This is a genomic window from Pseudarthrobacter ribosi, from assembly GCF_055412865.1.
This window is the reverse complement of the sequence record NZ_JBVAYZ010000013.1, coordinates 1-25,362: the sequence shown is the minus strand read 5'-3', so window position 1 is coordinate 25,362 and position 25,362 is coordinate 1. Positions and strand designations below refer to the sequence as shown.

Sequence of the window (25,362 nt, the reverse complement as noted above, 5' to 3'; positions counted from 1 at the left end):
GGTGGGTCCCGGCGTCGTGGTTGGCAGGCTTATGCGGTCCGGGGGCACATTGACACGGACACGCCGGCCCCTCGGCGCCAAAACGGTGCGCAAGGGCTCAAAGTGCCCCCGGACGGATGAGTGTCCGCGGGCCGGCTACTTCCACCAGGTGTCGAAGATGGTGACCGGGACGGTGCGCTTGTGCCGGGTTCGGAGGTATTTCTGTTCGATCAGCTCGGCCGCGGCGTCGGGGATGTCGCGGCCCTCGAGGTAGTCATCGATTGTGTCGTAGCTGAGGCCCAGTTCGTCCTCATCGGTGCGGCCGGGCTGGCCGTCGAGGAGGTCGGCCGTGGGCACCTTCTCCCAGATCCTGGCCGGGGCGCCCAGCTCGGCGAGGAGGGCACGGTTCTGGCGCTTGTTCAGTCCGAAAAGCGGCAGGAGATCCGCGCCGCCGTCGCCGAACTTGGTGAAGAAGCCGGTGACCGATTCCGCGCCGTGGTCCGTGCCGATGACCAGATAATTGTGCTCACCGGCGAGGGCGTACTGCGCGATCATGCGGGTGCGGGCCTTGGTGTTGCCCTTGTGGAAGTCAGAGATCCCGTTGCCCACGGTCTTCTCGAATTCGTCCTCAAAACCGTCCACGGCCGCGGAGATGTTGAACGTCCACTCGGTCTTTGCCTGGATGAAGTCCAGGGCGGCTTGGGCGTCGTGCTCGTCGTGCTGCACGCCATAGGGGAGGCGGACGGCGACGAAGTTCGCCTCCACACCTTCGGCCGTGAGCTCTTCGACGGCCAGCTGGGCCAGCCTGCCGGCAAGGGAGGAATCCAGCCCGCCGGAGATCCCGAGGACGAATCCCTTGGTGTGTGTCGCCGTCAGGTAATCCTTAAGGAACGTGACGCGTTTACGCACCTCCCCGGCGGGGTCAATCCGGGGCAGCACGCCCATTTCTTCGATGATCTTCGCCTGGAGTTCACGCATGACTCAAAGCCTAGCCAGCAGTGTCAACCATGCTCAACTATGTCCGTCAGGCCGGCACGCCCGCCTCACACCAGCGGAGCCTGCCCCGTGGAGCCGCGGACCGTAAGGTGCGTGGGCATCACGGACCGGTTGCGGGCGCCGCCGCCGGCGAAGATCGGCTCGCCGCTACGCTTTCGGACCGGCGCTACGCGGATCCCCGCCGCGCCGGTCCGGAACCGCCGCGCTAGTCCACAACGTGCGCGAAATACCCCCTCCCGCGGCACCCCGCGCAGGCGTAGCGTATGGCCATGGAGAAGACCGGATGCGTGGTGGTCGGCGGCGGGCCGGCGGGCATGATGCTGGGACTGCTGCTGGCGCGGGCCGGCGTGCGGGTGACGGTGCTGGAGAAGCACGCGGACTTCCTGCGCGACTTCCGCGGCGACACCGTGCACCCCTCCACCATCCGGCTCATTGACGAACTAGGACTCGGCCAGGAGTTCCGCCGGCTGCCGCAGAGCCGCCTGAGGAATGTCGTTTTCCCGGTTCCGGGCGGGCCGCCGGTGACCATGGGCGACTTTGACGCCCTGCCGCCGCCGTACAACTACATCGCCATGATGCCGCAATGGGATTTCCTGAACTTCCTCGCCGCTGCGGCAGCCGAAGAGCCCGGGTTTACGTTGCTCATGAGCCACACCGCCACCGGGCTGGTCCGCAACGGTGGCCGGGTCCGCGGAGTCCGCTTCCGCACCCCGGACGGCACGCCGGACGAACTTATGGCGGACCTGGTGGTTGCCACCGACGGCCGCCATTCAGTGCTGCGCACCGCGGCCGGGCTGGCCCCGAAGGAGTTTCCGGTGCCGTTCGACACCTGGTGGTTCCGGCTGCCCCGGTATCCCTCCGAAACCGGCGAGGTGGCCGGGCTGGTGCCGGCGTTCGGCCCGGGCGAAGCGCTGCTGGCACTGTTCCGGAACGACTACTACCAAATGGGCTACCTCGCCGCGAAGGGCACCGACGCCCGGATCCGCGCGGAAGGCGTCGAGGGCTTCCGACGGCGGGTCGCGGCGCTGCGCCCGGACCTTGCGGACCGTGTTGACGCCATCGAGTCCCTCGATGACCTCCACTGGCTGGACGTGCGCCTGAACCGGCTGCACTCGTGGCACGTCACCGGACTGCTGTGCATCGGCGACGCCGCACATGCGATGTCCCCGGCCGGCGGCGTCGGAATCAACCTCGCGATCCAGGACGCGGCCGCCGCCGCCGAGTACCTTGCCCCCGCACTGCTCCGGGGCCGGGTGACCACGGCAGACCTCGAGAAAGTCGAACGACGACGGCGGCTGCCCACCGTCATTGTGCAGAGCGTCCAACGGATCATGCAACGCGCGATCTTCGTCCCGATCATGACCGGGAAGCGGACAAAGTTTCCGGCCGGGGCACTCTTCCTCGCCCGGCACGTTCCGGTGTTCCGCACCATCATTCCCCGCTTCATCGCCTTTGGTCCGCGGCCGGAGCACGCACCGGCGTTCGCGCGGCGCGCCCCGCAACCCAGCTAGCAGAAGCGAGGAACCGATCATGGGCCAGCTGGTAGTCCAGGAATTCGTGACGGCCGACGGGTTCGCGGCGGACGCCAACAATGAGTTCACGGCCTACGAGCTGATCGAAGGCGGGACCGCGGAGTTGGACCAGAGCCAGCTCGCGTGGCTCGAGACTGTCGAGGCGATGGTCGTCGGGGCAACCACTTACCGGATGTTCGTTGAATTCTGGCCGACTCCCGCATCCCGGGGAGAGGTCATTGCGCCGGCACTCAACGCGCTGCGCCACTACGTGTTTTCCAGGCAGCTCCAGGACGCGCCGTGGGGCGGATTTCCCGCGGCGACCATCGAATCGGGCGATGCGGTCGCGGCGATCCGCCGCATTAAAAGCGAGGTCGCGGGCACGATTGTGCTCTGGGGCAGCCTGACCCTGAGCGAGGCGTTCTTCGCCGCCGGCGAAGTGGACGCCGTGCGCCTCGTTGTCATGCCGGTTGCGACCGGCGCGGGGCGCGGCGTGTTTCCGGCCGGCCAGGACCCGACCCTATTGAGGCTGCTGAGCGCGAAGACGTACGACGCCGGGCTGACCGAGCTCGAATACGCCGTCAGGGCTGGCCGGTAGGTCTCGGGAAGAGGAGATCGAGGCCGCCAACCGACATCCGGGCGTGCGGCTGCAGTTCCTTGGCGGGCCGCCCACTAAACTGGGACCCATGACTGCCAACAGTGCCCCTGCAGCTGACACCGCTGCCGCCCGTGCCCGCCTGCTTGAACTGATCAAGGAGCTGGCCGTCGTGCGCGGCAAGGTCATCCTCTCCAGCGGCGCCGAAGCCGACTACTACATTGACCTGCGCAGGATCACGCTGCACCACGAGGCCTCCGGGCTTGTCGGGCAGGTCATGCTCTCGATGCTGGACGACGCCGGCGTCGACTTCGAGTGCGCCGGCGGACTCACCATGGGTGCCGACCCGGTGGGCACCGCCGTGATGCACGCCGCCGTCGACGCCGGACGCCCCGTGGACGCGTTCGTGGTCCGCAAGGCGCAGAAGTCCTACGGTATGGGCCGCCAGGTCGAGGGCCCCTCCGTCGAGGGCCGCAAGGTGCTGGTGCTGGAGGACACCTCCACGACCGGAGGCTCGGCGCTGACCGCCGTTGACGGTGTCCGCCGGGCCGGCGGCAACGTGGTCGCCGTCGCCGTGATCGTGGACCGTGACACCGGTGCCAAGGAAAAGATCGAGGCAGAGGCCGGAGTTCCCTACCTCTTCGCCTTCGGCAAGGACGAACTCGGCCTCAGCTAGGAGTTCACCCGTCAGCGGACGCGTGTGGACGGTGGTTTGACCGTGAATTATCATTTTCAGATATCCGCCCCACCCCTCCGGAGACCAAGCGCCATGCTCCTGCCCGAAGAAATCCTCGAATCTGAGCCCCTCAGCACCGTCGACCAGATCCAGAACCTCATCCTGGACAGCGCCGATTTTGAGGACTTCCTCAACGAACTCGCTCGTTTCTCCGCCCACCAGGTCGCCGGCGCCGGCGACGACGCCCTGTGCGGCATCACGCTGTTGCGGGACCGCAAGGCCGCGACCATCGGCTGGAGCAGCGACTCCGCCCGCGAGGTGGACGAAATCCAGTACCGGCTCTCGCAGGGCCCGTGCCTGACGGCGGCCCAGGAGGAACGGGAAGTCTATGTTCCGGACCTGTTCGATGAGGACCGCTGGGGCCCGGACTATGCCAGCGCCGTCGCGTCGCACGGCCTTCGCTCGGTGCTTTCCGTGCCGTTCCACCTGCAGGGCGAGGCCCAGGCGGCGCTGAACCTGTACTCCGACGCGCCGCACAAGTTCGACGGCGATGTGGCCGCCCGGGCGCGCGACTACACCCGCCAGATCTCGCAGGCACTCCGGCTCGCGGTCCGCTTCTCCCTGCACACGGACAGCGCCACCAACCTCCGGGCCACCCTCGAATCCCGCACCGTGATCGACATGGCCATCGGGATCGTCATGGCGCAGAACCGCTGCAACCAGGAGACAGCCGTCCGGATCCTTAGCGACGCGTCCAGCAACGGCAACGTCAAGCTGCGTGACATCGCCGCATCCCTGGTCCAGTCGGTGGGCGGCACCGCGTCGCGTACCCACTTCGAGGAACCCGGCCGGAGAGAAACCGCCTAACCGGTACTGGCGTATGACTTGTGTGCACCTTCTGCGGCCGATATTCTGGTCGAGGTTGAGCCGTCGGCCATAGACACCCTTTTTTGGAGTACCTATGGACACCTCGTTGAACGCCCACGCCAAGCTCGATATCGCCTCAGATGTTCTCCGGATCGATGTCCGGGGCAGTCTTACGCAGCACTCCCGCCCCACTTTGATGCAGCTGATCCAGCGCGTCCGCCGGATGGGCATCACGTCCCATATCCGGGTGAACCTCGGCCACGCCGCCGTCGTTGAATCCTCGGCCTTGGCAGGCCTCCGCAACGACCTCAACGCCATCGATAGCGCCGCGGCGCTCGTCGACACTGCCGGAGCCCTGCCGAGCTCTGCCGGCGTGTCCCTGGAGCTGAGTCCGTCCCTGGACACCGCCGTCACCGCGCTGCCGCCCCTCGATCTCTGGGCGGACTTCACCGCGTCCATCGACACCGCCGGGACCCGGCCGCTGAACGTGTTTTCCGACGCCGAACTGCTCGCCGCGAGCGACTCCGTGTTCGGCCTGCTGGACAATCCGGCGGATATGGCCCGATCGCAGCTCCTCGCGACCTACGACGAAATCGGCCTCGAAATCGGCCGCCGGGAAGTCGGGCCGGAAACCGTCCGCCACGACGTCGGCTTCGAAATCAGCCGTCCCGGGGCGGGCCGGGAACCGGAACCGGTGTAGGCGGCGCCGGCCGGACGAGGCTGTAACTGAGCTGTTACCGGGACCGTTTCTGATCCGTGTTCCACGGTGGTTACGGTAGAGATGTGCCGCGTGAGCCTGAAGTTGAGGATGTGGGCGGGCCCGGGGATGCCGACGCCCGTGTGCTTCGGCACGCCGCCGGACTCCGGCGGTTCTCCCGGCGGGGCCTTCTGATCGGTGCCGGCGCCGCCTCCGTGCTGGCGGCGGACATGCTGTTGACCCGCCGGGTGCAGGCCGAACGCCGCGTTCATAGAATCCTTACGGTGCCGGACGAGACCGCCGAGCGGTACTTTCCCAACGCCAGCTGGTTCCTCTTTCCCGGCTACAAGACGAGCTGGGAGGAAGCCTTGTGGATCCTGAACGCCCTGCGTGGTGCGCTGAACCAGCGCGGCCAGCTCGCCGCCGTCGGCTACTCCAATGTGGGCCTCGACATCGACCAAATCGTGATCGCCGTGGTCGAGCACGCGCGCGCACATCAGTTGACCACGTTCTACTTCTACGGCCACAGCTTCGGCGGCATGGTGGCCACCCAGGTCGCCGCCCGGCTCCGGGAACTGCACGGAATTGAGGTGGCGTTTATCCTGCTGGACTCCAGCCCGTACAGCAAATACGACGTGCTGGACCAAAGCTGGTTCGAGGGGGTCGTGTTCCTCTACGAAAGCGGCTTCCGGTTCCCCTCGGTGCTGCGCGGCGGTTACGAACTCGGTGAGCGGATGATGCACAAGGACGAGCGCAGCTGGGGGCAGGTCGTGGACCAGACCCTGGAACAGCTTTCGCCGATTGCGCCCTCCAGCGTGTTGATTCAGTCCGAGTCCGCCTTCATCTACCACTACGACGCCACCCGCTTCGCCGGAAAGCTCGGCGGGACCCGGATGGCCTTCATCGGCAACCCGCGGGACCGGACGGTCGACTACGAGACCGCCCGTGACTCCTGGTCGCTGACCTTCAAGGACAACATGGCCGCCGACTCACTGCGGACCGACGGCGCCCAGCCGGCGCACGCCAGCCCGGGCTGGAACCCGTTCATCTACCGTCCGGTGCTCGAGGAGCTGCAGGACGAGATCCTGCCGCTGCCTTCCGGCGGGGGCAAGAAAACCGCCTTCTAGGGGACGGGACTTAGATCTGGTTCTTCAGGTCGGCCACGGAGTTCAGGATCTGGTTGGGCCGGAACGGGTAGGCGGCGATGTCGTCCTTGTGGGTGATGCCGCTGAGCACCAGCACGGTGTGCAGCCCCGCTTCCATCCCCGCGATGATGTCGGTGTCCATCCGGTCGCCGATCATGGCCGTGGTTTCTGAATGCGCGTCGATCTGGTTCATGGCCGAGCGGAACATCATCGGGTTCGGCTTGCCCACAATGTAGGGTTCCCGGCCCGTGGCCTTGGTGATGAGCGCCGCGATCGCGCCGGTGGCAGGCATCGGGCCGTCCTTCGAGGGGCCGGTGGCGTCCGGGTTGGTGGCGATGAACCTCGCCCCGCCCAGGATCAGCCGGATGGCCATGGTGATGGCTTCAAAGGAGTAGGTCCGGGTCTCGCCGAGCACCACGAAGTCCGGGTCCTGATCGGTGAGGATAAAACCGGCCTCGTGCAGCGCCGTCGTCAGGCCCGCCTCGCCGATCGTGTAAGCGCGGTTGCCGGAATCCGAGCCGCGGACCTGGTCCTTGAGGAACTGCGCGGTGGCCAGGGCGGAGGTCCAGATGTTCTCTTCGGGGATTTCCAGGCCCGAGCTCTTCAGCCGGGCGGCGAGGTCCCGGGGCGTGAAGATCGAGTTGTTGGTCAGGACGAGGAAGCGCCGGGACGTGTCCACCCAGCGCTGGATGAGTTCGGCGGCGCCGGGGATGGGCTGGTTTTCGTGGACCAGGACACCGTCCATGTCGGTCAGCCAGCACTCGATCTCCTGGCCGCTGCGGTACACGGATTTGAATGAACGCACGTGGTCCGAGTCTTCCCTGTGGTCTGTCTGCTGATCCGCCATGATGTCCTCCGCCGATAATGTGCCGATGCCAGTCCCAGTCTAATGTTGAGTCGTGACTGAACCCGAGATACCCAGCGAAACCCTTTCCGGCACCCTGGCGGAGCCGGAGGCGGAGCCCAAGGCGGAGGTCGGCGTCGGGCCTTGGGAAGGGGAACTGCCGGAGGGCACGCACTGGGACCCGGACCTCCTGGCGGACGGGGACCGCCGCAACGTAGTGGACAAATACCGCTACTGGAAGCACGAGTCGATCGTCGCGGACCTGGACTCCAAGCGGCACAACTTCCACATCGCGATCGAAAACTGGCAGCACGACATGAACATCGGCACTGTCGTGCGCAGCGCCAACGCGTTCCTGGCCAAGGAAGTGCACATCATCGGGCGACGCCGGTGGAACCGCCGCGGGGCCATGGTCACCGACCGGTACCAGCACATCCGGCACCACCCGACCGTCGCGGACTTTGTGGAGTGGGCGCAGGGGGAGGGCCTGGCGATCATCGGCATCGACATCTTCCCGGACTCCGTCCCGCTGGAAACGTATGAACTGCCCAGGGACTGCGTCCTGGTGTTCGGCCAGGAGGGCCCGGGGCTCTCCCCCGAGGTCCACGAAGCGGCGGTGGACACTTTGTCGATCGAGCAGTTCGGTTCCACGCGCTCTATCAATGCCGCCTCGGCCGCCGCCATCGCGATGCACGCCTGGATCCGCCGGCACGTGTTCAACCAGCTCCCGGGGTAGGGGCCCGGCCGGCCGCGGGTTGTACGTGGTGCGAACGGGATTCCGCGCGAGCGAGTATTACAGGCCCGAGTGACCGTAAACACTGCACGGGCGAAGGAATGGCTAGGATGGTTCCTAGCCGACGAGGTTCACTCCAGGGTGAGCCCAGCCCGCAGACGAAACTCACTTTAGGAGTCAGCATGCCCATTGCAACCCCAGAGATTTACTCCGAGATGATCGACCGCGCTAAGACGGGTGGCTTCGCGTTCCCCGCCGTTAACGTCACGTCCTCCCAGACCCTCAACGCGGCCCTCCGTGGCTTCGCCGAGGCCGAGTCCGACGGCATCGTCCAGGTCTCCACCGGCGGCGCTGCCTACTGGTCCGGAGCCTCCACCAAGGACATGGTGGCCGGTTCGCTGGGCTTCGCCGCGTTTGCCCGCGAAGTCGCCAAGAACTACGGCGTCAACATCGCCCTGCACACGGACCACTGCCCCAAGGACAAGCTGGAGGGCTTTGTCCTGCCGCTGCTGGCAGCCTCCGAGGCCGAGGTCAGGGCCGGCCGCAACCCGCTCTTCAGCTCGCACATGTGGGACGGGTCCGCCGAGACCCTGCCGGAAAACCTGCGCATCGCCCGTGAACTGCTGGAGCGCACCGCTGCCGCCAAGATGATCCTCGAGGTCGAGATCGGCACCGTCGGCGGTGAGGAAGACGGCGTCGAGAACGCCATCAACGACAAGCTGTACACCACGGTCGAGGACGCCCTTGCCACCATCGAAGCCCTCGGTGCCGGCGAGAACGGCCGTTACATCACGGCGCTGACCTTCGGCAACGTGCACGGCGTCTACAAGCCCGGCGGCGTCAAGCTCCGCCCGGAGATCCTCAAGGACATCCAGGAGCAGGTCGGCGCCAAGATCGGCAAGGCCAACCCGTTCGACCTGGTCTTCCACGGCGGATCCGGCTCCTCCGAGAAGGAGATCGCCGACGCCGTCTCCTACGGTGTGATCAAGATGAACATCGACACCGACACCCAGTACGCCTACACGCGCCCCGTGGTGGACCACATGCTCCGCAACTACGACGGTGTGCTGAAGGTCGACGGCGAGGTCGGTAACAAGAAGCTTTACGACCCGCGCGTCTGGGGCGCCTCCGCCGAGGCCGGCCTCGCGGCCCGCGTGGTCGAGGCTGCCCAGCAGCTCGGCTCCACCGGCAAGACGTTCTAGGCATGTCGGACGAGTTCCGCAAGAACCTGATGGGCCCCGAGCCCACGCTCCTGCCCGCCGAGACCGAGGTCTACGCGGCGCTGGACGCGGGCCAGGAAGCCCTGGACCTTGTTGAAAAGCACCCGACGTCCTCGCTGCTCTGGGCCGTGCTGGCCGAGGAAGCATGGACCGAGGGCCGGACCATCGACTCCTACGCCTACTCCCGCGTCGGCTACCACCGCGGCCTGGATTCGCTGCGCCGCAACGGCTGGCGCGGCGTCGGGCCCATCCCGTGGGAACACGAACCGAACCGCGGCTTCCTCCGGGCCCTGTATTCGCTGGGCCGGGCTTCCGCTGCGATCGGCGAGGCCGAGGAGCCGGAGCGGATCGAGAAGTTCCTCAACGACTCGGACCCCTCCGCCAAGGCAGCCATCGAAGCCGAAAAGCGCTAACCGCAACGCGGGGTCACTTCGGGCCCATTCCACACCCTGGGATGGACCGGAAGCGACTCCGTGTTGGTAGTTAAAGTCCGACGGCGGGCGTCCACCAGTTAGGTGGGCGCCCGCCGTCGTTGTTGCGGAAAATCAGCTGGTCTTGGCCAGGCCGGTGCGGGCCATGGCGTCCGCGTACACGGTGCCCATCTCGTCGAGGTACTGCTCCTGGCGGGCCGGGGTTCCGGCGAAGGCGCGGCCGCTGAGCGACCGGACCTTGTAGGTCTTGAGGCCGCGGCGCCAAATCATGGGCACCTCGGTCTTGAGGAGAAGGTTCGCGAGGCGGTTGGCCTCGGTGCCGTGGGCCACAATCACCGAGGCGCGGGGCACGACGGCGAGGAACTTCAGCAGCGGCTTCAAACCTGCGGAAATCTGGTCCGGCGTGAACTTGCCGTTGGGCTCGCCCGGCACGTACCAGGGGTGGACGTTCCAGGGCATCACGTACTCGGGCCGCAGGCCGAGCTTCCACTGGACGCCGAGCAGGCGGGTGGCCGCTTCCTCGTCACCGGCAGTGATAAAACCGGACTCGTCCTCGGTCCCGATGTTGGAGAAGAGGCTGATGATCCGGCACTCGTCGACGTCGTGCAGCGGGTCCACATACGGGACGTTCGTGCCAGCTTTGGTTGCCTGCAGCGTGTCGCACAGCTCGTTGACGGCTGCAACGCTAGGTTCGTAGCGGCGGCTCAGAAGCTGTTCGCGTGAATTTTCAGTGGCCAAGGCTGTCATATATTGCTGAGTCTCCTGCGGGATTGGTAAAGCTGCCAGACCGTACGCGGCATACCGGGCACCGGGGCATGCCAAGCACGGTGTGGTTTGAAATGTGGTGTGGACCGATTCCTGGTCGATCCTTATTAGTCTATCAAGCCCTGCGAAATGACGTTTCTGCCGAAGTCGGATTACCAGAGCCTCGTGGTCGCGCGGCGGGCGCCTTCCCCCAGGGATTCCAGCTTGGCAAAGGCGATTTGCGGGTGCACGCGGCCGCCGAGGCCGCAGTCTGTGGAAGCAATCACATTTTCCCGGCCCACCAAGTTGGCGAAGCGTACGATCCGGTCCGCCACCAGGTCGGGGTGCTCGACGACGTTGGTGGCATGGGAGACGACGCCGGGGATGATGACCTTTCCGTCGGGGAGCTCGGTGTCCTCCCAGACCCGCCATTCGTGCTCGTGGCGGACGTTCGCGGCCTCGAAGGAGTATCCGCCGGCATTGATCTGCAGCACGGAGCCGATGATGTCCGCGAAGGGGATGTCCGTGGTGTGCGGGCCGTGCCAGGAACCCCAGCAGACGTGCAGCCTGATCTGCTCCTGGGGGAGGCCGCGCAGGGCCCAGTTGGTGGCTTCAACCCTGAGCTGGATGAATTTGAGATAGTCCGCCAGGCTCGGTTCCGGGTTGATCTGGTCCCAGCTTTCGGCCAGCGACGGATCGTCGAGCTGGACCGTGAGCCCGGCGTCGATGATGGCCTTGTACTCCTCGCGCATGGCGTCCGCGCAGGCGTACAGGAGTTCCTCATCGGTCTTGTAGTACTCGTTGGCGACGCGGGCGCAGGAGCCGGGGGAGAGGGAAGCGACGAAGCCTTCGGCGAGTCCGGCGGCGGCCAGGCCGGTTTTGAGGTTGGCGATGTCCGAGCCCACGAGATCCTGCCCGGTGTAGTGCAGCGGGCCGGCGATCTTTGGCTGCGTGACACTCTTGCGGTGCGCCAGGATCCCGGCGGACGGGTCGTCGTAGGCCTCGCTGAACTTCTGCCGGTCGCGCCGGTCCGGGAACGAGGTCAGCACGATGTTGCCCGGTGTGGAGCGGTGCACCGCGGCGTCAGCCCAGCGGTCGACGTCCGTCGGCTCGAGGCCGCCGAGCCGGCTGAAGGAGTAGTTCCACCACGCGCCGTAGTCCACCGAGCTGGACATCGTGTGCCCGTATTCGCCGTCGTTGGGGATATCGATGCCGAGGTCCTTCTGGCGCTGGACGATGTCCACCACGGAGGTTTCCAGCAGATCCAGGAACTCGGGGGTGACGCCGTCTGCTTCCCTGGCCTCGTTCGCGGCGATGAGTTCGGGGGTGCGGGGCAGGGATCCGGCGTGTGTGGCGCGGATATGGTCGGTGTTCTGGCGCATGGGGCGCTTCCTTTCCATCGGTCCTGGCGGTAGCACCCGTCGCCGCCACAAGGCTGTGTCCGGGCAGGGTTGCTGCGGCGTCAACGGTCCAGGTCCCTCGGCCGCTCGGGATGGTCAACTCTCACTTAATTCCACCCGGCCGGCCTGCGCAAGTCCGTGCGCCGGAGTTCCGCTGGCTGGACGCCGCGTCGCGGGCCGCGGCCGGCGGGAAGTCCATTGGATGGTCAAATGAACTGCCGCGACCTTGATCGGCTAAACTTGGGTGGTAAGAGCCCCGGACTCTGGCGTTGATGGTAAGAGCACAGCGGTAGATTCGGGGCATTCTCATGAACGGCGCTGAGCTCCGGTGACCACCCAGGTGAGTCACCCGGACTTCAGCCCGAACGAATGGGGGAGGATCCCATGCCAGCAATCGTGATCGTCGGAGCCCAATGGGGCGACGAAGGCAAAGGTAAGGCCACTGACCTGCTTGGTGGCCGAGTCGACTACGTCGTCAAGCCCAATGGCGGCAACAATGCCGGACACACCGTCGTCGTAGGCGGTGAGAAGTATGAGCTTAAGCTCCTTCCGGCTGGCATCCTGAGCCCCAACGCGATTCCGATCATCGGCAATGGCTGTGTGGTGAACCTTGAGGCGCTGTTCCAGGAGATCGACGGCCTCGAAGCCCGCGGCGCCGACACCTCCAAGCTGCGTGTCTCCGCCAATGCCCACCTCGTGGCGCCCTACCACCAGGTCCTGGACAAGGTCACGGAGCGGTTCCTCGGCAGCCGCGCCATCGGCACCACCGGCCGCGGCATCGGCCCGGCCTACATGGACAAGGTCGCCCGCCTCGGCATCCGCGTCCAGGACGTTTTTGACGCCTCCATCCTGCGCCAGAAGGTCGAAGGGTCGCTGCGGCAGAAGAACGAACTCCTGGTCAAGGTCTACAACCGCCGCGACATCGAGGTGGACGAGATCGTGGAGTACTTCCTGTCCTTCGCCGAGCGCCTCCGCCCGCTGGTCATCGACAGCACGTATGTCCTGAACACCGCCCTGGACGAGGGCAAGGTGGTCCTCATGGAGGGCGGCCAGGCCACGTTCCTGGACGTCGACCACGGCACCTACCCCTTCGTGACCTCCTCGAACCCGACGGCCGGCGGCGCCTCCGTGGGCTCGGGCATCGGCCCCACCCGCATCTCACGTTCCATCGGCATCATCAAGGCGTACACCACCCGGGTGGGCGCAGGCCCCTTCCCGACGGAGCTGTTCGACGAGATGGGCATGTACCTGCAGAAGACGGGCGGCGAGTTCGGCGTCAACACCGGCCGGCCGCGCCGCTGCGGCTGGTACGACGCCGTGCTGGCGCGCCACGCCTCCCGCGTCAACGGGTTCACGGACTACTTCGTCACCAAGCTGGACGTGCTCACGGGCATTGAGCAGATCCCGGTCTGCGTGGCCTACGACGTCGACGGCGTCCGGCACGATGAAATGCCGATGACGCAGACCGAGTTCCACCACGCCAAGCCGATCTTCGAGCACTTCGAAGGCTGGACCGAGGACATCACCGGCGCCCGCACTCTGGAGGACCTCCCGGAGAACGCCAAGAACTACGTGCTGGCCCTCGAGAAGCTCTCCGGCACGCGCTTCTCGGCGATCGGCGTCGGCCCGGACCGGGACCAGACCATCGTGATCAACGACCTGATCAACGACTGATACTGACTGACGCTTCAACAGCTGAGGTACGACGGCGGCGGGTCACCTGGAAAGGTGGCCCGCCGCCGTCGTCGTTGGGTCCTCGGTGGTTCCCGCCAGGGCCGGCGCGGCTGTACCGGATTCCCGGAGATATTGACCCGGAATCGTGTCCGAGCCACGATGAGAGAAGCAGTATCCCGACACATCGATGGCCCCCACTGCAGACCTTTGGGCAGCGACCCGGGGATACGGCAGGGAAGTCACACGAAAGGACGCGACATGAGCGACACGCCTGGCGCAGAACGGCGCCACAGCGAGGCTCCGGCTGAGGGGGATCCGACCGCCGACGTGTCGGAGATCCGGCTCCATTCCCAGGATCCGGCCGAGGGCGCAGATTTCGTCGATACCGCACCTGGCACGCCACCGACCCCAGGAACAGCAGCGGACGACGACGCCGGCCGGGCCCGGGAACCTTAGGCCAGGACCTGACGCTTGGAGGAAATGACCCCGGTGTCGAAGCCGGCCAGGTGCAGGCCGCCGTGGAACCGGGCATGCTCAATCTTCACGCAGCGGTCCATCACGACGTCGAGCCCGGCGGCTTCCGCTTCCTTCGCGACGTCCTCGTGCCAGGAACCGAGCTGCAGCCAGAGCGTCTTGGCGCCGGCGGCGATGGCCTCGTCGAGGACACCCGGCAGGTCATCGTGCTTGCGGAACACGTCCACGATGTCCGGGCTCTCCGGCAGGTCCGCGAGCGAGGCGTAGGTCTTCTCGCCCAGGATCTCCTTCACCACCGGGTTCACGAAATACACCTTGTAGCGCGTGGAGGACTGCAGGTAAGTCGCCACGAAGTAGCTCGCCCGGGACGGCTTGTCCGAGGCGCCAACAATCGCAATGGACGTCGCCTGCCGCAGCAGGGTCAGCCGTTCCGGCGCGGACGGCCCGGTCCAGGTACGGGTTTCTTCGCTGCTCATGACAGTGCTCCGATCGTGCAGGTGTCGGCCGACAGTGCATCCGCACGCGGCTTAGACACACCGCCTCGTTCCTCGGCGGCGCGATGCGCCGCTTCCGCGGATACACCGTCGGCCGCCATTTCGGTTGCCGCGTCCAGGGCCTGGTCCAGGTCCCAGAGGATGTCCTCGATGTCTTCCAGGCCGATCGAAATCCGGATCAGGTCCTCGGGGATACCGGCGGACTCAAGCTGTTCGGGGCTGAGCTGCTGGTGGGTGGTGGAGCCGGGGTGGATCACGAGGGTCCGTGAGTCGCCGACGTTGGCCAGGTGCGAGGCCAGCTGCAGGGACTCGATGAACTTCTGGCCCGCGGCCCGGCCGCCCTTCACGCCGAAGGAGAACACCGAGCCCGGTCCCAGCGGCAGGTACTTCTTCGCCCGCTCGAAGTGCGGGTGCGAGGGCAGGCCGGAGAAATTCACGTAGGCCACGCGATCGTCCGCTTCGAGCCATTCCGCCACGGCCTGGGCGTTCCTGAGGTGCTCGTCCAGGCGCTGCGGGAGGGTCTCCACGCCCTGCAGGAGCTGGAACGCGGACATCGGCGACAGCGCGGGCCCGATGTCGCGCAGCTGCTCGCAGCGGAGCTTGGTCAGGAAGCCGTACTCGCCGAAGTTGCCCCACCAGGAGACGTTGCCGTAGGACGCCACCGGCTCGGTCATGGTGGGGAACTTCCCGTTGCCCCAGTTGAAGCGGCCGCTCTCGACAATCACGCCGCCGAGCGTGGTGCCGTGCCCGCCGAGGAACTTGGTGGCGGAGTGGATCACAATGTCCGCCCCGTGTTCGATCGGCCGCACGAGGTAGGGGGTGCTCAAGGTGGCGTCGACAACGAGGGGGATGCCGGCGTCGCGCGCGACCTTGGCCAGCCCCTCCAGGTCCTGGACTTCCGAGGACGGGTTGGCCACCACCTCGACGAAAATCGCCTTGGTGTTCTCGCGGACGGCCGCGGCGTAGTCCAACGGGTCGGTGCCGGGGACGAACGTGGTGTCCACCCCGAAGCGGCGCAGCGTGACGTCCAGCTGGGTCACGGTGCCGCCGTAGAGCTGGGAGGCCGCGACGATGTGATCGCCGGACTGGGTGAGCGCGGCGAAGGTGATGAATTCCGCGGCCATGCCCGAGGACGTGGCCACCGCGCCGATGCCGCCCTCCAGGGAAGCGATGCGCTCCTCGAACGCGGCGACCGTGGGGTTGCCGATCCGGGAGTAGATGTTGCCGTACTTCTGCAGCGCGAACAGGTTGGCGGCGTCCTGGGTGTCCTTGAACACGAAGGATGTGGTCTGGTAGATCGGCACGGCCCGGGCGCCGTGCTCGGCGTCGGGGGTTCCGCCGGCGTGCAGGGCGCGGGTGCGGAAACCGAACTTGCGGTCGGCCATTACGCGTTCACCTCAACCTTGGCGGCCGGGATGCCGGACAGGTCCAGTTCCGTGCCGTTTTTCCGGGCAAGATCTGCCTCGAGTTCGCGGACGATCGGCAGGATGTCGTGGCCGAAGGCCGCGACCTCCTCCTGGAAGTGCAGGTAGCCGGTGAGGAACAGGTTCACGCCGATCTTCTTGTACTCCACGATCCGCTCGGCGATCTGCTCCGGGGTGCCGATCAGCTGGGTCTTGAAGCCGTCGTTGTACTGGACCAGGTCCTCGAAGCTGGAGTCGGCCCACATGCCCTTGCCGTCCTTCGTGGACGCTCCGGCTTCCTGAACCGCGGCGCGGAAACCCTCGACGGCGGGCTTGTGCGCCTTCGCGACGATCTCGCGGAGGGTGTCCCGGGCTTCCTTCTCGGAATCGCGGGCGATGACAAAGCCGTTGAGGCCGAATTTCGGGGCGCGTAGCCCCCCGGCGGTCCCGCGACCGGTCTCGCTGGCAGCGGCCACGACGCCGGCGATGTTCTCCTTGAAGCCTTCCAGGTCCTTGCCGTTGGAGAAGTACCAGTCCGCCACCCGGCCTGCCGTGGCCTGCGCTGCGGTGGAGTTGCCGCCGAAGAAGATCTCCGGGTGCGCCCGGCCCGGTACGTCCACCGGTGCCGGCTGGAGGGTGAAGTCGTTGATGTTGTAGTACTTGCCCGACTGGCTGTAGTCCTGCTCGGTCCACAGCCCGCGGAGGACCTTGATGAACTCCTCGGTGCGGACGTAGCGTTCGTCGTGTTCGAGCCATTCGAGGCCGAAGTTCTCGAACTCGGCCTTGAGCCAGCCGGAGACGATGTTCACGGCGGCGCGGCCGTTGGAGATGTGGTCCGCGGTGATGATGAACTTCGCCAGCACACCGGGGTGCCACATGCCCGGGTGGACCGCGGAGATCACCTTGAGCCGTTCGGTGGCGGCCAGCAGCGCGAGGCTGAACGCGGTTGCCTCGTGCTGCTTGTCCGCGCCGTAGGAGGCGGCGTAGCGGGTCTGGGTCAGGGCGTATTCGAAGCCGGAGTTCTCCGCGATCCGGGCCAGTTTCTTGTTGTACTCGAAGTCCCAGCCGGTGCGCTGTTCGATGGTGGAGACCACGAGGCCGCCGGAGACATTCGGAACCCAGTAGGCGAACTTGAGCGGATCGGAAAGACGGGCGACGTTGCTGATGTCAGTCATGGGTGTTCCTTTACTTCCGGGTATCACGGGTCCGCAGGACATCCTGGATGTCCGCGATGGATGGTTCGTTCTGCAGCGAGGTCGTGTCCCCGAGCGCTGTTCCTTCGAACAGCTGGGTGAGGAGCCTGCGCATGATCTTGCCGCTGCGGGTTTTCGGCACATCGGACACGACGACGACGTCCCGCGGCTTCGCGATCGGCCCGATCTCCTTCGCGACGTGGGCCTTGAGCCGGTCCTGGATCCCGTCGGCGGCGGCGGTCCGCTTCAGCACGACGAATGCGACGATCGCGTGCCCGGTCTTCGGATCGGTGACGGGGCAGACGCCGGCCTCCACGACGTCGGGGTGGGACACGAGCGCCGATTCGATTTCGATTGTGGAGAGCAGGTGTCCGGAGACGTTGAGGGTGTCGTCCACCCGCCCGAGGATCCAGATGTCGCCGTCGGCGTCGTATTTGGCACCGTCGCCGGCGAGGAACCAGCCCTGCCCGACGTATTTGCGCCAGTACGAATCGAAGTAGCGCTGCGGGTTGCCCCACACGGTCCGGGCGATCGCGGGACCGGGAGAGTCCACCACGATAAAGCCCTGGACGCCGGGCGGCACCGTGTTGCCGGCGTCGTCCACGATGCGCGTGCTGACGCCGGGCAGCGGACGGGCCGCGCAGCCGGGCTTGAACTCGGTGTCCGTCGGTGCGGGGGAGAGGATGGTGGCGCCCGTCTCGGACTGCCACCAGGTGTCCACCACGGGGGCGGTGCCGGCGCCGACGTTGTTCCGCAGCCAGCGCCAGGCCTCGGGGTTGACAGCTTCGCCGACGGTGCCGAGCATCCTGATGGAGGAGAGGTCGTAGGTGTCCGGGATGCCGTCGGGGAACCAGCCCATGAGGGACCGGACCAGCGTGGGGGCCGTGTAATACTGCGTGACACCGTAGCGTTCGATGATTTCGAAGTGCCGGCCCGGGTGCGGGGTGTTCGGGGTGCCCTCGAAGATCACCTGCGTGACGCCGTTCGAGAGCGGGCCGTAGATCTCGTAGGTGTGGGCCGTGACCCAGGCGAGGTCAGCGGTGCACCAGTGCACGTCCTGGTCGCGGAGGTCCGGGTCCGGGTGGCTGAAAAGGTGCTCGAAGCTCCACGACGCCTGCGTCAGGTAACCGCCCGAGGTGTGGACCAGGCCCTTGGGCTTCCCGGTGGTGCCGGAGGTGTACATGATGAACAGCGGCGTCTCGGCGTCGAACGGCTCTGCGGCATGGAGGTCGGAGGCCTGCCCGACGGCGTCGTGCCACCAGACGTCGCGGCCCTCGGTCATCGGCACGGTGTGCAGCAGCTCCGGTGCCGTGGTGCGGTTGACCACGAGGACGTGTTCGATGGCGTTCTCGCCGGAGACGGCGGTGTCCGCGTTGTCCTTGACCGGCACGGCGGTGCCACGGCGGAACTGACCGTCGGTGGTCACGAGCAGCTTCGCGCCGGTGTCCTCCACCCGGAACTTGAGCGCCTCGGCGGAGAAACCGCCGAAGACCAGCGAGTGGATGGCGCCAATGCGGGCGACGGCCAGCGTGATGATGACGGTTTCGGGGATGACCGGCAGGTAGATGACCACGCGGTCGCCTTTGCTGATGCCGAGGGCCAGCAGCGCGTTGGCGGCCCTGGCGACGTCGCGCTGGAGTTCGGCGTACGTGATGGAGCGGCGGTCGCCGGGTTCACCCTCGAAGTGGAAGGCCACTTTGCCGCCCCGGCCCCCGTCGACATGGCGGTCCACGCAGTTGTGGGCCACGTTGAGCTTGCCGCCTTCGAACCACGTGATGTCCGGGCCGGTGCCGGCTTCCAGGTCGGCCGGCACGCGCCGGTGCGCCGTGTGCCAGGGCTTGCCGCCGTAGGAAGGGCCGCCGGGCACGTCCGCCCAGTCAAGGCGGAGGGCTTGTTCTTCCCAGAACGCAACGGTGTCTGTGCTTGCGGCTGCGGCGGGCGTGGGGATGGTGCTGCGGTGACGCGCCGGTCCGTCCTCGGAGGGAGTCCGGGCAAACGTGGGTAAGACGGAAGAATTCTTGGGGGGCATTGTGGCACTCCATCGGTCCTGGCAGTAGCACCCTGGTTCCCTCGGTTCCCTCGAATTTCATCGATAGGGAGAGGAATAGTGGCGTGGGAATGGTCGTCTCACGTCACCGGGGTTGCTGCGGCTTCATCGATCCAGGTCTCTCGGCCGCTCGGGATGGTCACTACCTACTAGAGCCGAGATGCACGAATCCACAAAATCCGGGGCCGCCGCGTTGTAATATTCGTTCATCGCGGCGACCTGGGCCGATGTTTCATTCATTTGTTCGGATATTTTCTCGAAACTCCGCAGGAGTAGGCTTGATGCATGACGCACGTTAACGATCCGGCAGTCATTGATCGGCTCATGCGAACCAAAGGCCTGTGGGCGATCGTCGGCCTCACCACCAACGAGTGGCGCTCGGCCTACGACGTGTCCCTCTACGTCCGGGACCGCCTGGAGATGCAGATTGTCCCGGTGAACCTCCCCGGGGACGACGTCCACGGCGAGAAGGGGTACCGCTCGCTGGCGGAGATCCCCGCGGAGAAGCACCCGATCGACGTCGTGGACTGCTTCGTCAACTCGCACAAGGTGGGGGACGTCATCGACCAGGCCATCGCCGTCGGGGCCAAAGCCGTCTGGCTGCAGCTCGGCGTCTTTGACGACGCTGCGGTGGAGCGTGCCAGGGCGGCCGGGCTGGACGTTGTGGTCAACGCGTGCCCCGCCCGCGAAGGCTGGCGCGTCGGCGTGTAGCCGGGGCCAAGAAGCAGCAGAGTCAGGAAAAGCCGGTTACAAAATGTGACTGGCTTTTTCAGTATCCGCCACCTTGCCGTGTCAGATGGAGTCATAACCATCCCGAGCGGCTGAGAGATCTGGCTCCGTGACGCCGCAGCAACCCCCTCTTTGAGGACGGTGCTACCGCCAGGACCGATGGAGAACCGATGTGTTCTTAGGCTCGGGGCTTCGCTTTGCGCAGCCTGGGGCCGGGGCCCAAGGCTTTCCTCGGGCGATCCCGGAGGACTTCATGAACACGCAGACAGCAGCCGCAGCACGGCCCCGAGCAGGTGATGGCCTGTGATCGAAATCCAGAATGTCAGCACGACGTTCGATTCGGCGGGGGGTCCATTCACGGCCGTGGACGACGTCAGCCTGCATATCGGGCGGGGCACCATCCAGGGCATCATCGGGTTCTCCGGGGCGGGAAAGTCCACCCTGCTGCGGAACATCAACCTCCTCGAGCGCCCGACGTCGGGACGCGTCCTCGTGGACGGCGTCGACCTGGTGACCCTGTCCGACGCCGACTCCGGACCAAGCGGCACGACATCGGGATGATCTTCCAGCACTTCAACCTGCTCAACAACCTCACGGCCCAGGAAAACGTGGAGCTGTCGCTGAAGTTCGCCGGCGTGGGCAAGGCGGAACGCCGCCGGCGGGCGGCCGAAACCCTGGAGATCGTGGACCTCGCCGACAAGGCCAGCACGTATCCGGCCAAGCTCTCAGGGGGCCAGAAACAGCGGGTGGCCATCGCCCGCGCTCTCGCCACCGGCCCCAAGGTGCTGCTCTGCGACGAGCCGACGTCGGCTGTCGACCCCCGGACGACCGCATCCGTCTTGCAGTACCTGGCCGACGTCAACGCCGAATTCGGCATCACGATCGTGGTGGTTACCCATGAGATGAACGTCATCAAGGCCATCGCCGACAACGTTGCGGTGATGGAAGAGGGCCGGGTTGTGGAGCAGTTCGATCTCACCGAACTCCAGCGCCCCGGCTTCCACCCGGCGACCTCGATCGGCCGTTACCTGATTTCCGATGAGATCCAACTGGACCGCTCCGGGAAGGCCGCGCACACTACAGCCACTTCGGAGGGCCTGATCAATGCTTGACCGGATCCTGGAAGTCCTGCCCGAAATCGGCGTCGCCATGGGGCAGACCCTCACCATGCTGCTCGTGGCCATCCCGCTGGCGGTGCTCCTCGGCACACCCCTGGGCGTGCTGCTGTACACCATCGGTCCCAACGGGCTGAAGCACAAACCGAAGCTGCACCGCGTCCTCGACGGGCTGGTCAACCTGGTCCGCTCGTTCCCGTTCCTGATCCTGCTGATTGCGATCATCCCGGTGACCAGATTCATTGTGGGTACCACCATCGGGACCGCCGCAGTCATTGTCCCGCTTACCCTCAACGCCATCCCGTACTTTGCCCGCTTCGTGGAACAGAACCTCAGCCAGTTGGGCGGCGGCGTGGTCGAGGCGGCACGGTCCATGGGAGCCAGCCGCTCCCAGATCGTCCGGGACGTCCTGATCGTGGAGGCGAAGCCCGGGCTCGTCAGCTCCATCACGATCATGACCGTCAGCTTCATCTCCTACTCGGCGATGGCCGGCCTGGTGGGCGGCGGCGGAATCGGCGACTTCGCCATCCGGTACGGCTACTACCGCTACGAGACGCCGCTCATGATCACGGCGATTGTCCTGATGATCCTGCTGGTCACCATCGTCCAGCTGGGCGGCTCCTACCTCGCCCGACGCCTGGACAAGCGCCTCTGACCGCCCGCAGCAACCCCGCCCCCACACCTCCCACAGCGGAAAGCACCCCCATGACTTCAACAGCCAGTACCCGCTTCGACGGACCCCGCCCGCGCCTTCTCATCAGCGCCTTCGTGATGAACACGTCCAGCCACATCATGGGCGGCCAGTGGCGGCGCCCGGAAGCGCAACAGCACCGGTTCAACGAACTCCAGCTCTGGATCGACCTGGCCCGCCAGCTCGAAGACGCCAAGTTTGATGCGATCTTCTTCGCCGACGTCGTCGGTCTCTACGGCGACTACGACGGCGGGTGGGCGTCGCTGCTGAAAAAGGGCCTGCAGGTGCCGTCCAACGATCCGCTCATTCTGTTGTCCGCGCTCGCCACCGGAACGCGGGACATCGGACTGGCCGCGACGTCGTCGGTGATTCAAAGCCACCCCTTCCAGTTTGCCCGGCAGATGTCCACCCTGGACCACATCAGCAACGGCCGGGTGGCGTGGAACATCGTCACCAGCGTGCTGGAAAACGCGCACCGGAACTTCAACGCCACCGAGCTGACCAAGCATGACGAACGCTACGACTGGGCGGACGAATATGTCGAGGCCGCCTACAAATTGTGGGAAGGCTCGTGGGAGGACGACGCGCTCCTCCGGGACAAGGAGACCGGAGTCCACGCCGACCCGGAGAAGGTCAGCAAGATCTACCACCGCGGGCCGCGGTACTCGATCGACGGGCCGCACCTCGCGGCGCCCTCCCCGCAGCGCACCCCGGTGCTCTTCCAGGCCGGGAGCTCCGGCCGCGGGCAGCAGTTCTGCGCCGCCAACGCCGAGGCCACGTTCACCCTGGCGCCGAACACGGAGGTGGCCGCGAAGTACACGGCGGCCGTCCGTGAACAGGCCGTTGCCGCCGGCCGCCACCCGGACGACGTCAAGTTCCTGCAGGGCATGCACTTCGTGGTCGGGGGGACCGAAGCCGAGGCAGAACAAAAGGCCGGGGAGTTGGAGGACAGCCTGGACATCGAGGCCCTGCTGGCGCACGTTGGCGGCGGATTCGGCGTCGACCTCGGCGGCCTGCCGCTGGACACCCCGCTCGGTGACCTTGAAACGGAAGGCAGCCAGGGCCACCTCACCGCCATCCGCGCCTCCGTCCGCGGCGGCAATCCCACGCTCCGCGACATTGCGCTGTACCGCAGCCGGGCCAACCGCGTGGTGGGAACGCCCGAGCAGATTGCCGACCGCCTCGAGGAGTGGCAGGACGCCGGGATCGACGGCATCAACATCATCAACCAGACCATCCCCGGCTCGTACACAGATTTCATCGACGGTGTGCTGCCGGAACTGCGGAGCCGCGGGCTTGCCCAGGACAGCTACGCGCCCGGAACCCTGCGCGAGAAGCTCTTCGGGGCCGGGCCGCGCCTCAACGGCCGCCATCCGGCCGCGGCCTTCCGGGGAGCGTTCACGGAATTCTCCGCGGCTGCCGAAAACCAGCCCGCCACCGTTACCGCCTAGCGCGACCCACCACAAAGGACCAAGAACATGCAGCGTAGAAGTTTCCTCAAGTACGCCCTCGCGGGCGCCGGCGCAGCCTCCGTTTCGGCACTGACCGGCTGCGGCCTCGTCAATCCCGGGGGTGCCGGTGCCAGCGGCGGCAAGACGATCAAGATCATCGTCACCGAGTCGGCCCCGTACCAGGAGCCCACCAAGCTTGCCCAGAAGCTGCTTGAGGCCAAGGGATGGACCCTAGAGCCGACCTACGTCACGGACATCATCCAGCCCAACCTGGCCGTGGCCAACGGCGAATTCGACGCCAACTTCTTCCAGCACAACGCGTACCTGAAGCAGTTCAACCAGGACAAGGGCCTGGACAACGTGGGCCTCTTCTACGTTTACAGCGCGCCCGGCGGCATCTGGTCTGACAAGTACAAAGCCCTGGACGAGCTCCCGGACGGGGCAAAGATCGGCATCCCCGTGGACCCGGCCAACAACGGCCGTGCCCTGTTCATGCTTCGGGACGCCGGCCTGCTGGAGCTTTCCGAAGCAACAGTGATCCACACCTCGCAGGAGAACATCACCGCCAACCCGAAGAAGCTGCAGTTCGTGGAGGTGGACCAGCAATCCCTGGCCAAGACCCTTCCCGATGTCGACGCCGGATTCCTGATCGCCCGGATGGCCGCCGACGCCGGGCACACCAAGGAAGACGCGCTGGCCTTCGAAGCGGACGCTGACCAGGTGCCGTTCCGGATCGTGGTTGCAGGCCGGAAGGACTTTGCCGGTTCGGAGAAGGCAGCAGCCCTCAAGGCCGCATTCCAGTCCCCGGAGGTCAAGGCCTGGTTCGCCGGCTACCAGAAGGGCATCCTGCCCACCCCCTGGGACCAGGATCCCGCCACCGACGTCTCGAAGCTCTAACCCGCCGACAGGAACCGAGGAAACGTATGTCCCACGCCCCAGACACCACAGCCCCCGCGGCGCCGTCGGCCGAAGCCGGATACGAGAAACTGGCGCAGCGCTTCCGCCCCGTGTTTGCCCGGATCGCCGAAGGCGCGCTGGCCCGCGAGCAGGACCGGGTCCTGCCCTTCGAGCCGGCCCGCTGGCTGAAGGAGGAAGGCTTCGGCCGGCTGCGGGTGCCCGCGGAACACGGCGGCGACGGCATCGGCTTCGAGCCGTTCTTCCGGCTGCTCATCGAACTCGCCGAGGCGGATTCCTCCGTGGCCCACCTTTACCGCTCGCACTTCGCCTTCGTGGAAACCGTCGGCCTGGAATCCGTTGCATTCCGGAACCGCTGGTACCCCAAGGTGGTGGCCGGTGAGATCTTCGGGAACGCCGCCACGGAGAAGTCCGGAAATGTCATTGGAACCACGGGAACCAAACTGGCGCGCCACGGCGCGGACTGGCTGCTCAACGGCCGAAAGTTCTACACCACGGGAACGATCTTCGCCGAGTGGATTGCCGTCATGGCCAGCACCGAGGGCGTGGAAGGCCGCCAGTATGCGGTGATCAGCACCACGCAGCCGGGAGTGGAAATCCTCGACGACTGGGACGGGTTCGGCCAGCAGCTGACCGGCACCGGAACCACTATCTTCCGCGACGCCGTGGTTCCGGACGCCAACATCATCAGGCGCTCGGAATCCACCACACACGAGCCGGCCTTCTTCCAGCTGGTCCTGCTCGCCGTCCTGGCCGGCATCGGCCGGGCGGCGCTGGCCGATGCGCGGACGCTGGTCCGCGACCGCAAACGCACGTTCAACACCGGCTCCGGGGAGCTGTTCCGCAGCGACCCCCTCATCCTGCAGCTCGTCGGCCAGCTCTCGGCCAAGGTCTTCGCCGCGGAGTCCGTGGTGCTGGCGGCCGCACGGGAACTGGACGCCGGCGCCGATCCGGACCTGGATCTCACCGTGGACCAGCGTTATGTCCGCGGCGAAATTGCCGTGGAAAAGGCCCAGCTGCTGGTGCCCGAACTCGTCCAGTCCGCTGCCCAGCAGCTCTTCGACGTGACCGGGGCGTCCGCAACATCGAAGTCCAAGTCACTGGACCGGCACTGGCGCAACGCCCGGACCGTGGCCACCCACAACCCGGCCGTGTTCAAGGCCCGCACCGTGGGCGACTACGAAGTCAACGGCACCACCCCGGAAGGGCTGCACAGCATCGGCGACGCCCGCACGGCGGGGTAGGCCGCAGCCCGCCGTGGAGCCCGCGCAGCCGCCGTGGGGCCGCCGTGGGAGCCCGCGCAGCCGCCGTGGGGCGCTGCGGGGCGGGCTGCGGGCG

At 66.5% G+C, this 25,362-nt stretch carries 26 protein-coding genes and 2 riboswitches; of the genes, 18 read left to right on the top strand and 8 right to left on the bottom strand.

The window, feature by feature from the left end; all coding sequences use genetic code 11:
• Positions 1-135: 135 nt before the first annotated feature.
• Positions 136-957: an NAD(+) synthase gene (gene nadE / locus ACZYZ5_RS13575; RefSeq protein ID WP_463902282.1), complete on the bottom strand. Its 822-nt coding sequence runs from the start codon at positions 955-957 to the stop codon at positions 136-138.
• Between the two features lie 287 nt (positions 958-1,244).
• Between nadE and ACZYZ5_RS13570 the strand changes: the two genes are divergently transcribed.
• The 6 genes from ACZYZ5_RS13570 to ACZYZ5_RS13545 all read left to right on the top strand — a co-directional run bounded on the left by ACZYZ5_RS13570 (position 1,245) and on the right by ACZYZ5_RS13545 (position 6,448).
• Positions 1,245-2,486, top strand: a complete 1,242-nt coding sequence (locus ACZYZ5_RS13570) for an FAD-dependent oxidoreductase (RefSeq protein WP_463902281.1) — start codon at positions 1,245-1,247, stop codon at positions 2,484-2,486.
• Between the two features lie 19 nt (positions 2,487-2,505).
• Positions 2,506-3,084, top strand: a complete 579-nt coding sequence (locus ACZYZ5_RS13565) for a dihydrofolate reductase family protein (protein ID WP_463902280.1) — start codon at positions 2,506-2,508, stop codon at positions 3,082-3,084.
• 88 nt (positions 3,085-3,172) lie between these two features.
• Positions 3,173-3,757: an orotate phosphoribosyltransferase gene (gene pyrE / locus ACZYZ5_RS13560; RefSeq protein WP_463902279.1), complete on the top strand. Its 585-nt coding sequence runs from the start codon at positions 3,173-3,175 to the stop codon at positions 3,755-3,757.
• 93 nt (positions 3,758-3,850) lie between these two features.
• A complete protein-coding gene (locus ACZYZ5_RS13555; RefSeq protein ID WP_463902278.1) occupies positions 3,851-4,624 on the top strand; it encodes a GAF and ANTAR domain-containing protein in 774 nt (257 codons plus the stop codon).
• Between the two features lie 94 nt (positions 4,625-4,718).
• On the top strand, positions 4,719-5,324 hold the full coding sequence (locus ACZYZ5_RS13550) for a hypothetical protein (protein ID WP_463902277.1): 606 nt from the start codon (positions 4,719-4,721) through the stop codon (positions 5,322-5,324).
• 83 nt (positions 5,325-5,407) lie between these two features.
• On the top strand, positions 5,408-6,448 hold the full coding sequence (locus ACZYZ5_RS13545; RefSeq protein WP_463902276.1) for a thioesterase domain-containing protein: 1,041 nt from the start codon (positions 5,408-5,410) through the stop codon (positions 6,446-6,448).
• 10 nt (positions 6,449-6,458) lie between these two features.
• Here the strand turns inward: ACZYZ5_RS13545 and ACZYZ5_RS13540 are convergent, their stop codons facing one another.
• Complete coding sequence (locus ACZYZ5_RS13540) at positions 6,459-7,313, bottom strand: HAD-IIA family hydrolase (RefSeq protein ID WP_463902275.1); 855 nt, start codon at positions 7,311-7,313, stop codon at positions 6,459-6,461.
• Positions 7,314-7,380: 67 nt separating this feature from the next.
• On the opposite strand from ACZYZ5_RS13540, the gene ACZYZ5_RS13535 reads away from it, so the two are divergent.
• From ACZYZ5_RS13535 to ACZYZ5_RS13525, 3 genes are all read left to right on the top strand, one after another.
• Positions 7,381-8,046, top strand: coding sequence for a TrmH family RNA methyltransferase (locus ACZYZ5_RS13535; RefSeq protein WP_463902382.1), 666 nt, complete (start codon positions 7,381-7,383; stop codon positions 8,044-8,046).
• Positions 8,047-8,225: 179 nt separating this feature from the next.
• Entirely contained in the window at positions 8,226-9,245 is a 1,020-nt protein-coding gene (fbaA, locus tag ACZYZ5_RS13530; protein WP_463902273.1) for a class II fructose-bisphosphate aldolase, read from the top strand.
• Positions 9,246-9,247: 2 nt separating this feature from the next.
• A complete protein-coding gene (locus ACZYZ5_RS13525; protein ID WP_463902271.1) occupies positions 9,248-9,676 on the top strand; it encodes a DUF3151 domain-containing protein in 429 nt (142 codons plus the stop codon).
• 132 nt (positions 9,677-9,808) lie between these two features.
• Here the strand turns inward: ACZYZ5_RS13525 and ACZYZ5_RS13520 are convergent, their stop codons facing one another.
• Positions 9,809-10,441: a uracil-DNA glycosylase family protein gene (locus ACZYZ5_RS13520; protein ID WP_282378176.1), complete on the bottom strand. Its 633-nt coding sequence runs from the start codon at positions 10,439-10,441 to the stop codon at positions 9,809-9,811.
• Between the two features lie 170 nt (positions 10,442-10,611).
• Positions 10,612-11,820 carry a cobalamin-independent methionine synthase II family protein gene (locus ACZYZ5_RS13515; RefSeq protein ID WP_463902269.1) on the bottom strand — a complete coding sequence of 403 codons (1,209 nt, stop codon included), beginning with the start codon at positions 11,818-11,820 and terminating at the stop codon, positions 10,612-10,614.
• A gap of 11 nt (positions 11,821-11,831) precedes the next feature.
• A riboswitch (SAM riboswitch) is annotated at positions 11,832-11,937 on the bottom strand.
• Positions 11,938-12,222: 285 nt separating this feature from the next.
• Between ACZYZ5_RS13515 and ACZYZ5_RS13510 the strand changes: the two genes are divergently transcribed.
• Both ACZYZ5_RS13510 and ACZYZ5_RS13505 read left to right on the top strand, forming a co-directional pair.
• Positions 12,223-13,512: an adenylosuccinate synthase gene (locus ACZYZ5_RS13510; RefSeq protein WP_463902268.1), complete on the top strand. Its 1,290-nt coding sequence runs from the start codon at positions 12,223-12,225 to the stop codon at positions 13,510-13,512.
• A gap of 258 nt (positions 13,513-13,770) precedes the next feature.
• Positions 13,771-13,968, top strand: coding sequence for a hypothetical protein (locus ACZYZ5_RS13505; RefSeq protein WP_463902267.1), 198 nt, complete (start codon positions 13,771-13,773; stop codon positions 13,966-13,968).
• Here ACZYZ5_RS13505 and ACZYZ5_RS13500 read toward each other — a convergent pair.
• The 4 genes from ACZYZ5_RS13500 to acs are packed head-to-tail and all read right to left on the bottom strand — an operon-like array spanning position 13,965 to position 19,105.
• Positions 13,965-14,462, bottom strand: a complete 498-nt coding sequence (locus ACZYZ5_RS13500) for a CoA-binding protein (protein WP_463902266.1) — start codon at positions 14,460-14,462, stop codon at positions 13,965-13,967. The genes ACZYZ5_RS13505 and ACZYZ5_RS13500 overlap by 4 nt on opposite strands.
• Complete coding sequence (locus ACZYZ5_RS13495) at positions 14,459-15,865, bottom strand: O-acetylhomoserine aminocarboxypropyltransferase/cysteine synthase family protein (protein ID WP_463902265.1); 1,407 nt, start codon at positions 15,863-15,865, stop codon at positions 14,459-14,461. The genes ACZYZ5_RS13500 and ACZYZ5_RS13495 overlap by 4 nt, the downstream gene beginning before the upstream one ends.
• The gene (gene sfnG, locus ACZYZ5_RS13490) at positions 15,865-17,058 is read right to left on the bottom strand and encodes a dimethylsulfone monooxygenase SfnG (protein ID WP_463902264.1); all 1,194 of its coding nucleotides are present in this window, start codon (positions 17,056-17,058) and stop codon (positions 15,865-15,867) included. The genes ACZYZ5_RS13495 and sfnG overlap by 1 nt, the downstream gene beginning before the upstream one ends.
• Before the next feature lie 10 nt (positions 17,059-17,068).
• Positions 17,069-19,105 (bottom strand): acetate--CoA ligase, encoded by a 2,037-nt coding sequence (gene acs, locus ACZYZ5_RS13485; RefSeq protein WP_463902263.1) that lies wholly within the window; start codon positions 19,103-19,105, stop codon positions 17,069-17,071.
• Positions 19,106-19,408: 303 nt separating this feature from the next.
• Here acs and ACZYZ5_RS13480 point away from each other — a divergent pair, with 303 nt between their 5' ends.
• From ACZYZ5_RS13480 to ACZYZ5_RS13450, 7 genes are all read left to right on the top strand, one after another.
• Positions 19,409-19,834, top strand: a complete 426-nt coding sequence (locus ACZYZ5_RS13480; RefSeq protein WP_463902262.1) for a CoA-binding protein — start codon at positions 19,409-19,411, stop codon at positions 19,832-19,834.
• Between the two features lie 94 nt (positions 19,835-19,928).
• Positions 19,929-20,018: riboswitch (SAM riboswitch) on the top strand.
• Between the two features lie 137 nt (positions 20,019-20,155).
• Entirely contained in the window at positions 20,156-20,413 is a 258-nt protein-coding gene (locus tag ACZYZ5_RS13475; protein WP_463902261.1) for an ATP-binding cassette domain-containing protein, read from the top strand.
• Positions 20,410-20,964 carry an ATP-binding cassette domain-containing protein gene (locus tag ACZYZ5_RS13470; RefSeq protein WP_463902260.1) on the top strand — a complete coding sequence of 185 codons (555 nt, stop codon included), beginning with the start codon at positions 20,410-20,412 and terminating at the stop codon, positions 20,962-20,964. Before ACZYZ5_RS13475 ends, ACZYZ5_RS13470 begins: the two co-directional genes overlap by 4 nt.
• On the top strand, positions 20,957-21,622 hold the full coding sequence (locus tag ACZYZ5_RS13465; protein ID WP_463902259.1) for a methionine ABC transporter permease: 666 nt from the start codon (positions 20,957-20,959) through the stop codon (positions 21,620-21,622). The genes ACZYZ5_RS13470 and ACZYZ5_RS13465 overlap by 8 nt, the downstream gene beginning before the upstream one ends.
• Positions 21,623-21,672: 50 nt before the next feature.
• Positions 21,673-23,109 (top strand): LLM class flavin-dependent oxidoreductase, encoded by a 1,437-nt coding sequence (locus ACZYZ5_RS13460; RefSeq protein WP_463902258.1) that lies wholly within the window; start codon positions 21,673-21,675, stop codon positions 23,107-23,109.
• A 27-nt stretch (positions 23,110-23,136) separates the two neighbouring features.
• A complete protein-coding gene (locus ACZYZ5_RS13455; RefSeq protein WP_463902257.1) occupies positions 23,137-24,006 on the top strand; it encodes a MetQ/NlpA family ABC transporter substrate-binding protein in 870 nt (289 codons plus the stop codon).
• A 26-nt stretch (positions 24,007-24,032) separates the two neighbouring features.
• Positions 24,033-25,268 carry an acyl-CoA dehydrogenase family protein gene (locus ACZYZ5_RS13450; RefSeq protein WP_463902256.1) on the top strand — a complete coding sequence of 412 codons (1,236 nt, stop codon included), beginning with the start codon at positions 24,033-24,035 and terminating at the stop codon, positions 25,266-25,268.
• Positions 25,269-25,362 lie beyond the last annotated feature (94 nt).

Bases quoted from the DNA above. Each gene is read 5' to 3' on its own strand.
- nadE (WP_463902282.1), bottom strand. From the start codon at position 957: ATGCGTGAACTCCAGGCGAAGATCATCGAAGAAATGGGCGTGCTGCCC.
- ACZYZ5_RS13570 (WP_463902281.1), top strand. From the start codon at position 1,245: ATGGAGAAGACCGGATGCGTGGTGGTCGGCGGCGGGCCGGCGGGCATG.
- ACZYZ5_RS13565 (WP_463902280.1), top strand. From the start codon at position 2,506: ATGGGCCAGCTGGTAGTCCAGGAATTCGTGACGGCCGACGGGTTCGCG.
- pyrE (WP_463902279.1), top strand. From the start codon at position 3,173: ATGACTGCCAACAGTGCCCCTGCAGCTGACACCGCTGCCGCCCGTGCC.
- ACZYZ5_RS13555 (WP_463902278.1), top strand. From the start codon at position 3,851: ATGCTCCTGCCCGAAGAAATCCTCGAATCTGAGCCCCTCAGCACCGTC.
- ACZYZ5_RS13550 (WP_463902277.1), top strand. From the start codon at position 4,719: ATGGACACCTCGTTGAACGCCCACGCCAAGCTCGATATCGCCTCAGAT.
- ACZYZ5_RS13540 (WP_463902275.1), bottom strand. From the start codon at position 7,313: ATGGCGGATCAGCAGACAGACCACAGGGAAGACTCGGACCACGTGCGT.
- fbaA (WP_463902273.1), top strand. From the start codon at position 8,226: ATGCCCATTGCAACCCCAGAGATTTACTCCGAGATGATCGACCGCGCT.
- ACZYZ5_RS13525 (WP_463902271.1), top strand. From the start codon at position 9,248: ATGTCGGACGAGTTCCGCAAGAACCTGATGGGCCCCGAGCCCACGCTC.
- ACZYZ5_RS13520 (WP_282378176.1), bottom strand. From the start codon at position 10,441: ATGACAGCCTTGGCCACTGAAAATTCACGCGAACAGCTTCTGAGCCGC.
- ACZYZ5_RS13515 (WP_463902269.1), bottom strand. From the start codon at position 11,820: ATGCGCCAGAACACCGACCATATCCGCGCCACACACGCCGGATCCCTG.
- ACZYZ5_RS13510 (WP_463902268.1), top strand. From the start codon at position 12,223: ATGCCAGCAATCGTGATCGTCGGAGCCCAATGGGGCGACGAAGGCAAA.
- ACZYZ5_RS13505 (WP_463902267.1), top strand. From the start codon at position 13,771: ATGAGCGACACGCCTGGCGCAGAACGGCGCCACAGCGAGGCTCCGGCT.
- ACZYZ5_RS13500 (WP_463902266.1), bottom strand. From the start codon at position 14,462: ATGAGCAGCGAAGAAACCCGTACCTGGACCGGGCCGTCCGCGCCGGAA.
- ACZYZ5_RS13495 (WP_463902265.1), bottom strand. From the start codon at position 15,865: ATGGCCGACCGCAAGTTCGGTTTCCGCACCCGCGCCCTGCACGCCGGC.
- sfnG (WP_463902264.1), bottom strand. From the start codon at position 17,058: ATGACTGACATCAGCAACGTCGCCCGTCTTTCCGATCCGCTCAAGTTC.
- acs (WP_463902263.1), bottom strand. From the start codon at position 19,105: ATGCCCCCCAAGAATTCTTCCGTCTTACCCACGTTTGCCCGGACTCCC.
- ACZYZ5_RS13480 (WP_463902262.1), top strand. From the start codon at position 19,409: ATGACGCACGTTAACGATCCGGCAGTCATTGATCGGCTCATGCGAACC.
- ACZYZ5_RS13470 (WP_463902260.1), top strand. From the start codon at position 20,410: ATGATCTTCCAGCACTTCAACCTGCTCAACAACCTCACGGCCCAGGAA.
- ACZYZ5_RS13465 (WP_463902259.1), top strand. From the start codon at position 20,957: ATGCTTGACCGGATCCTGGAAGTCCTGCCCGAAATCGGCGTCGCCATG.
- ACZYZ5_RS13460 (WP_463902258.1), top strand. From the start codon at position 21,673: ATGACTTCAACAGCCAGTACCCGCTTCGACGGACCCCGCCCGCGCCTT.
- ACZYZ5_RS13455 (WP_463902257.1), top strand. From the start codon at position 23,137: ATGCAGCGTAGAAGTTTCCTCAAGTACGCCCTCGCGGGCGCCGGCGCA.
- ACZYZ5_RS13450 (WP_463902256.1), top strand. From the start codon at position 24,033: ATGTCCCACGCCCCAGACACCACAGCCCCCGCGGCGCCGTCGGCCGAA.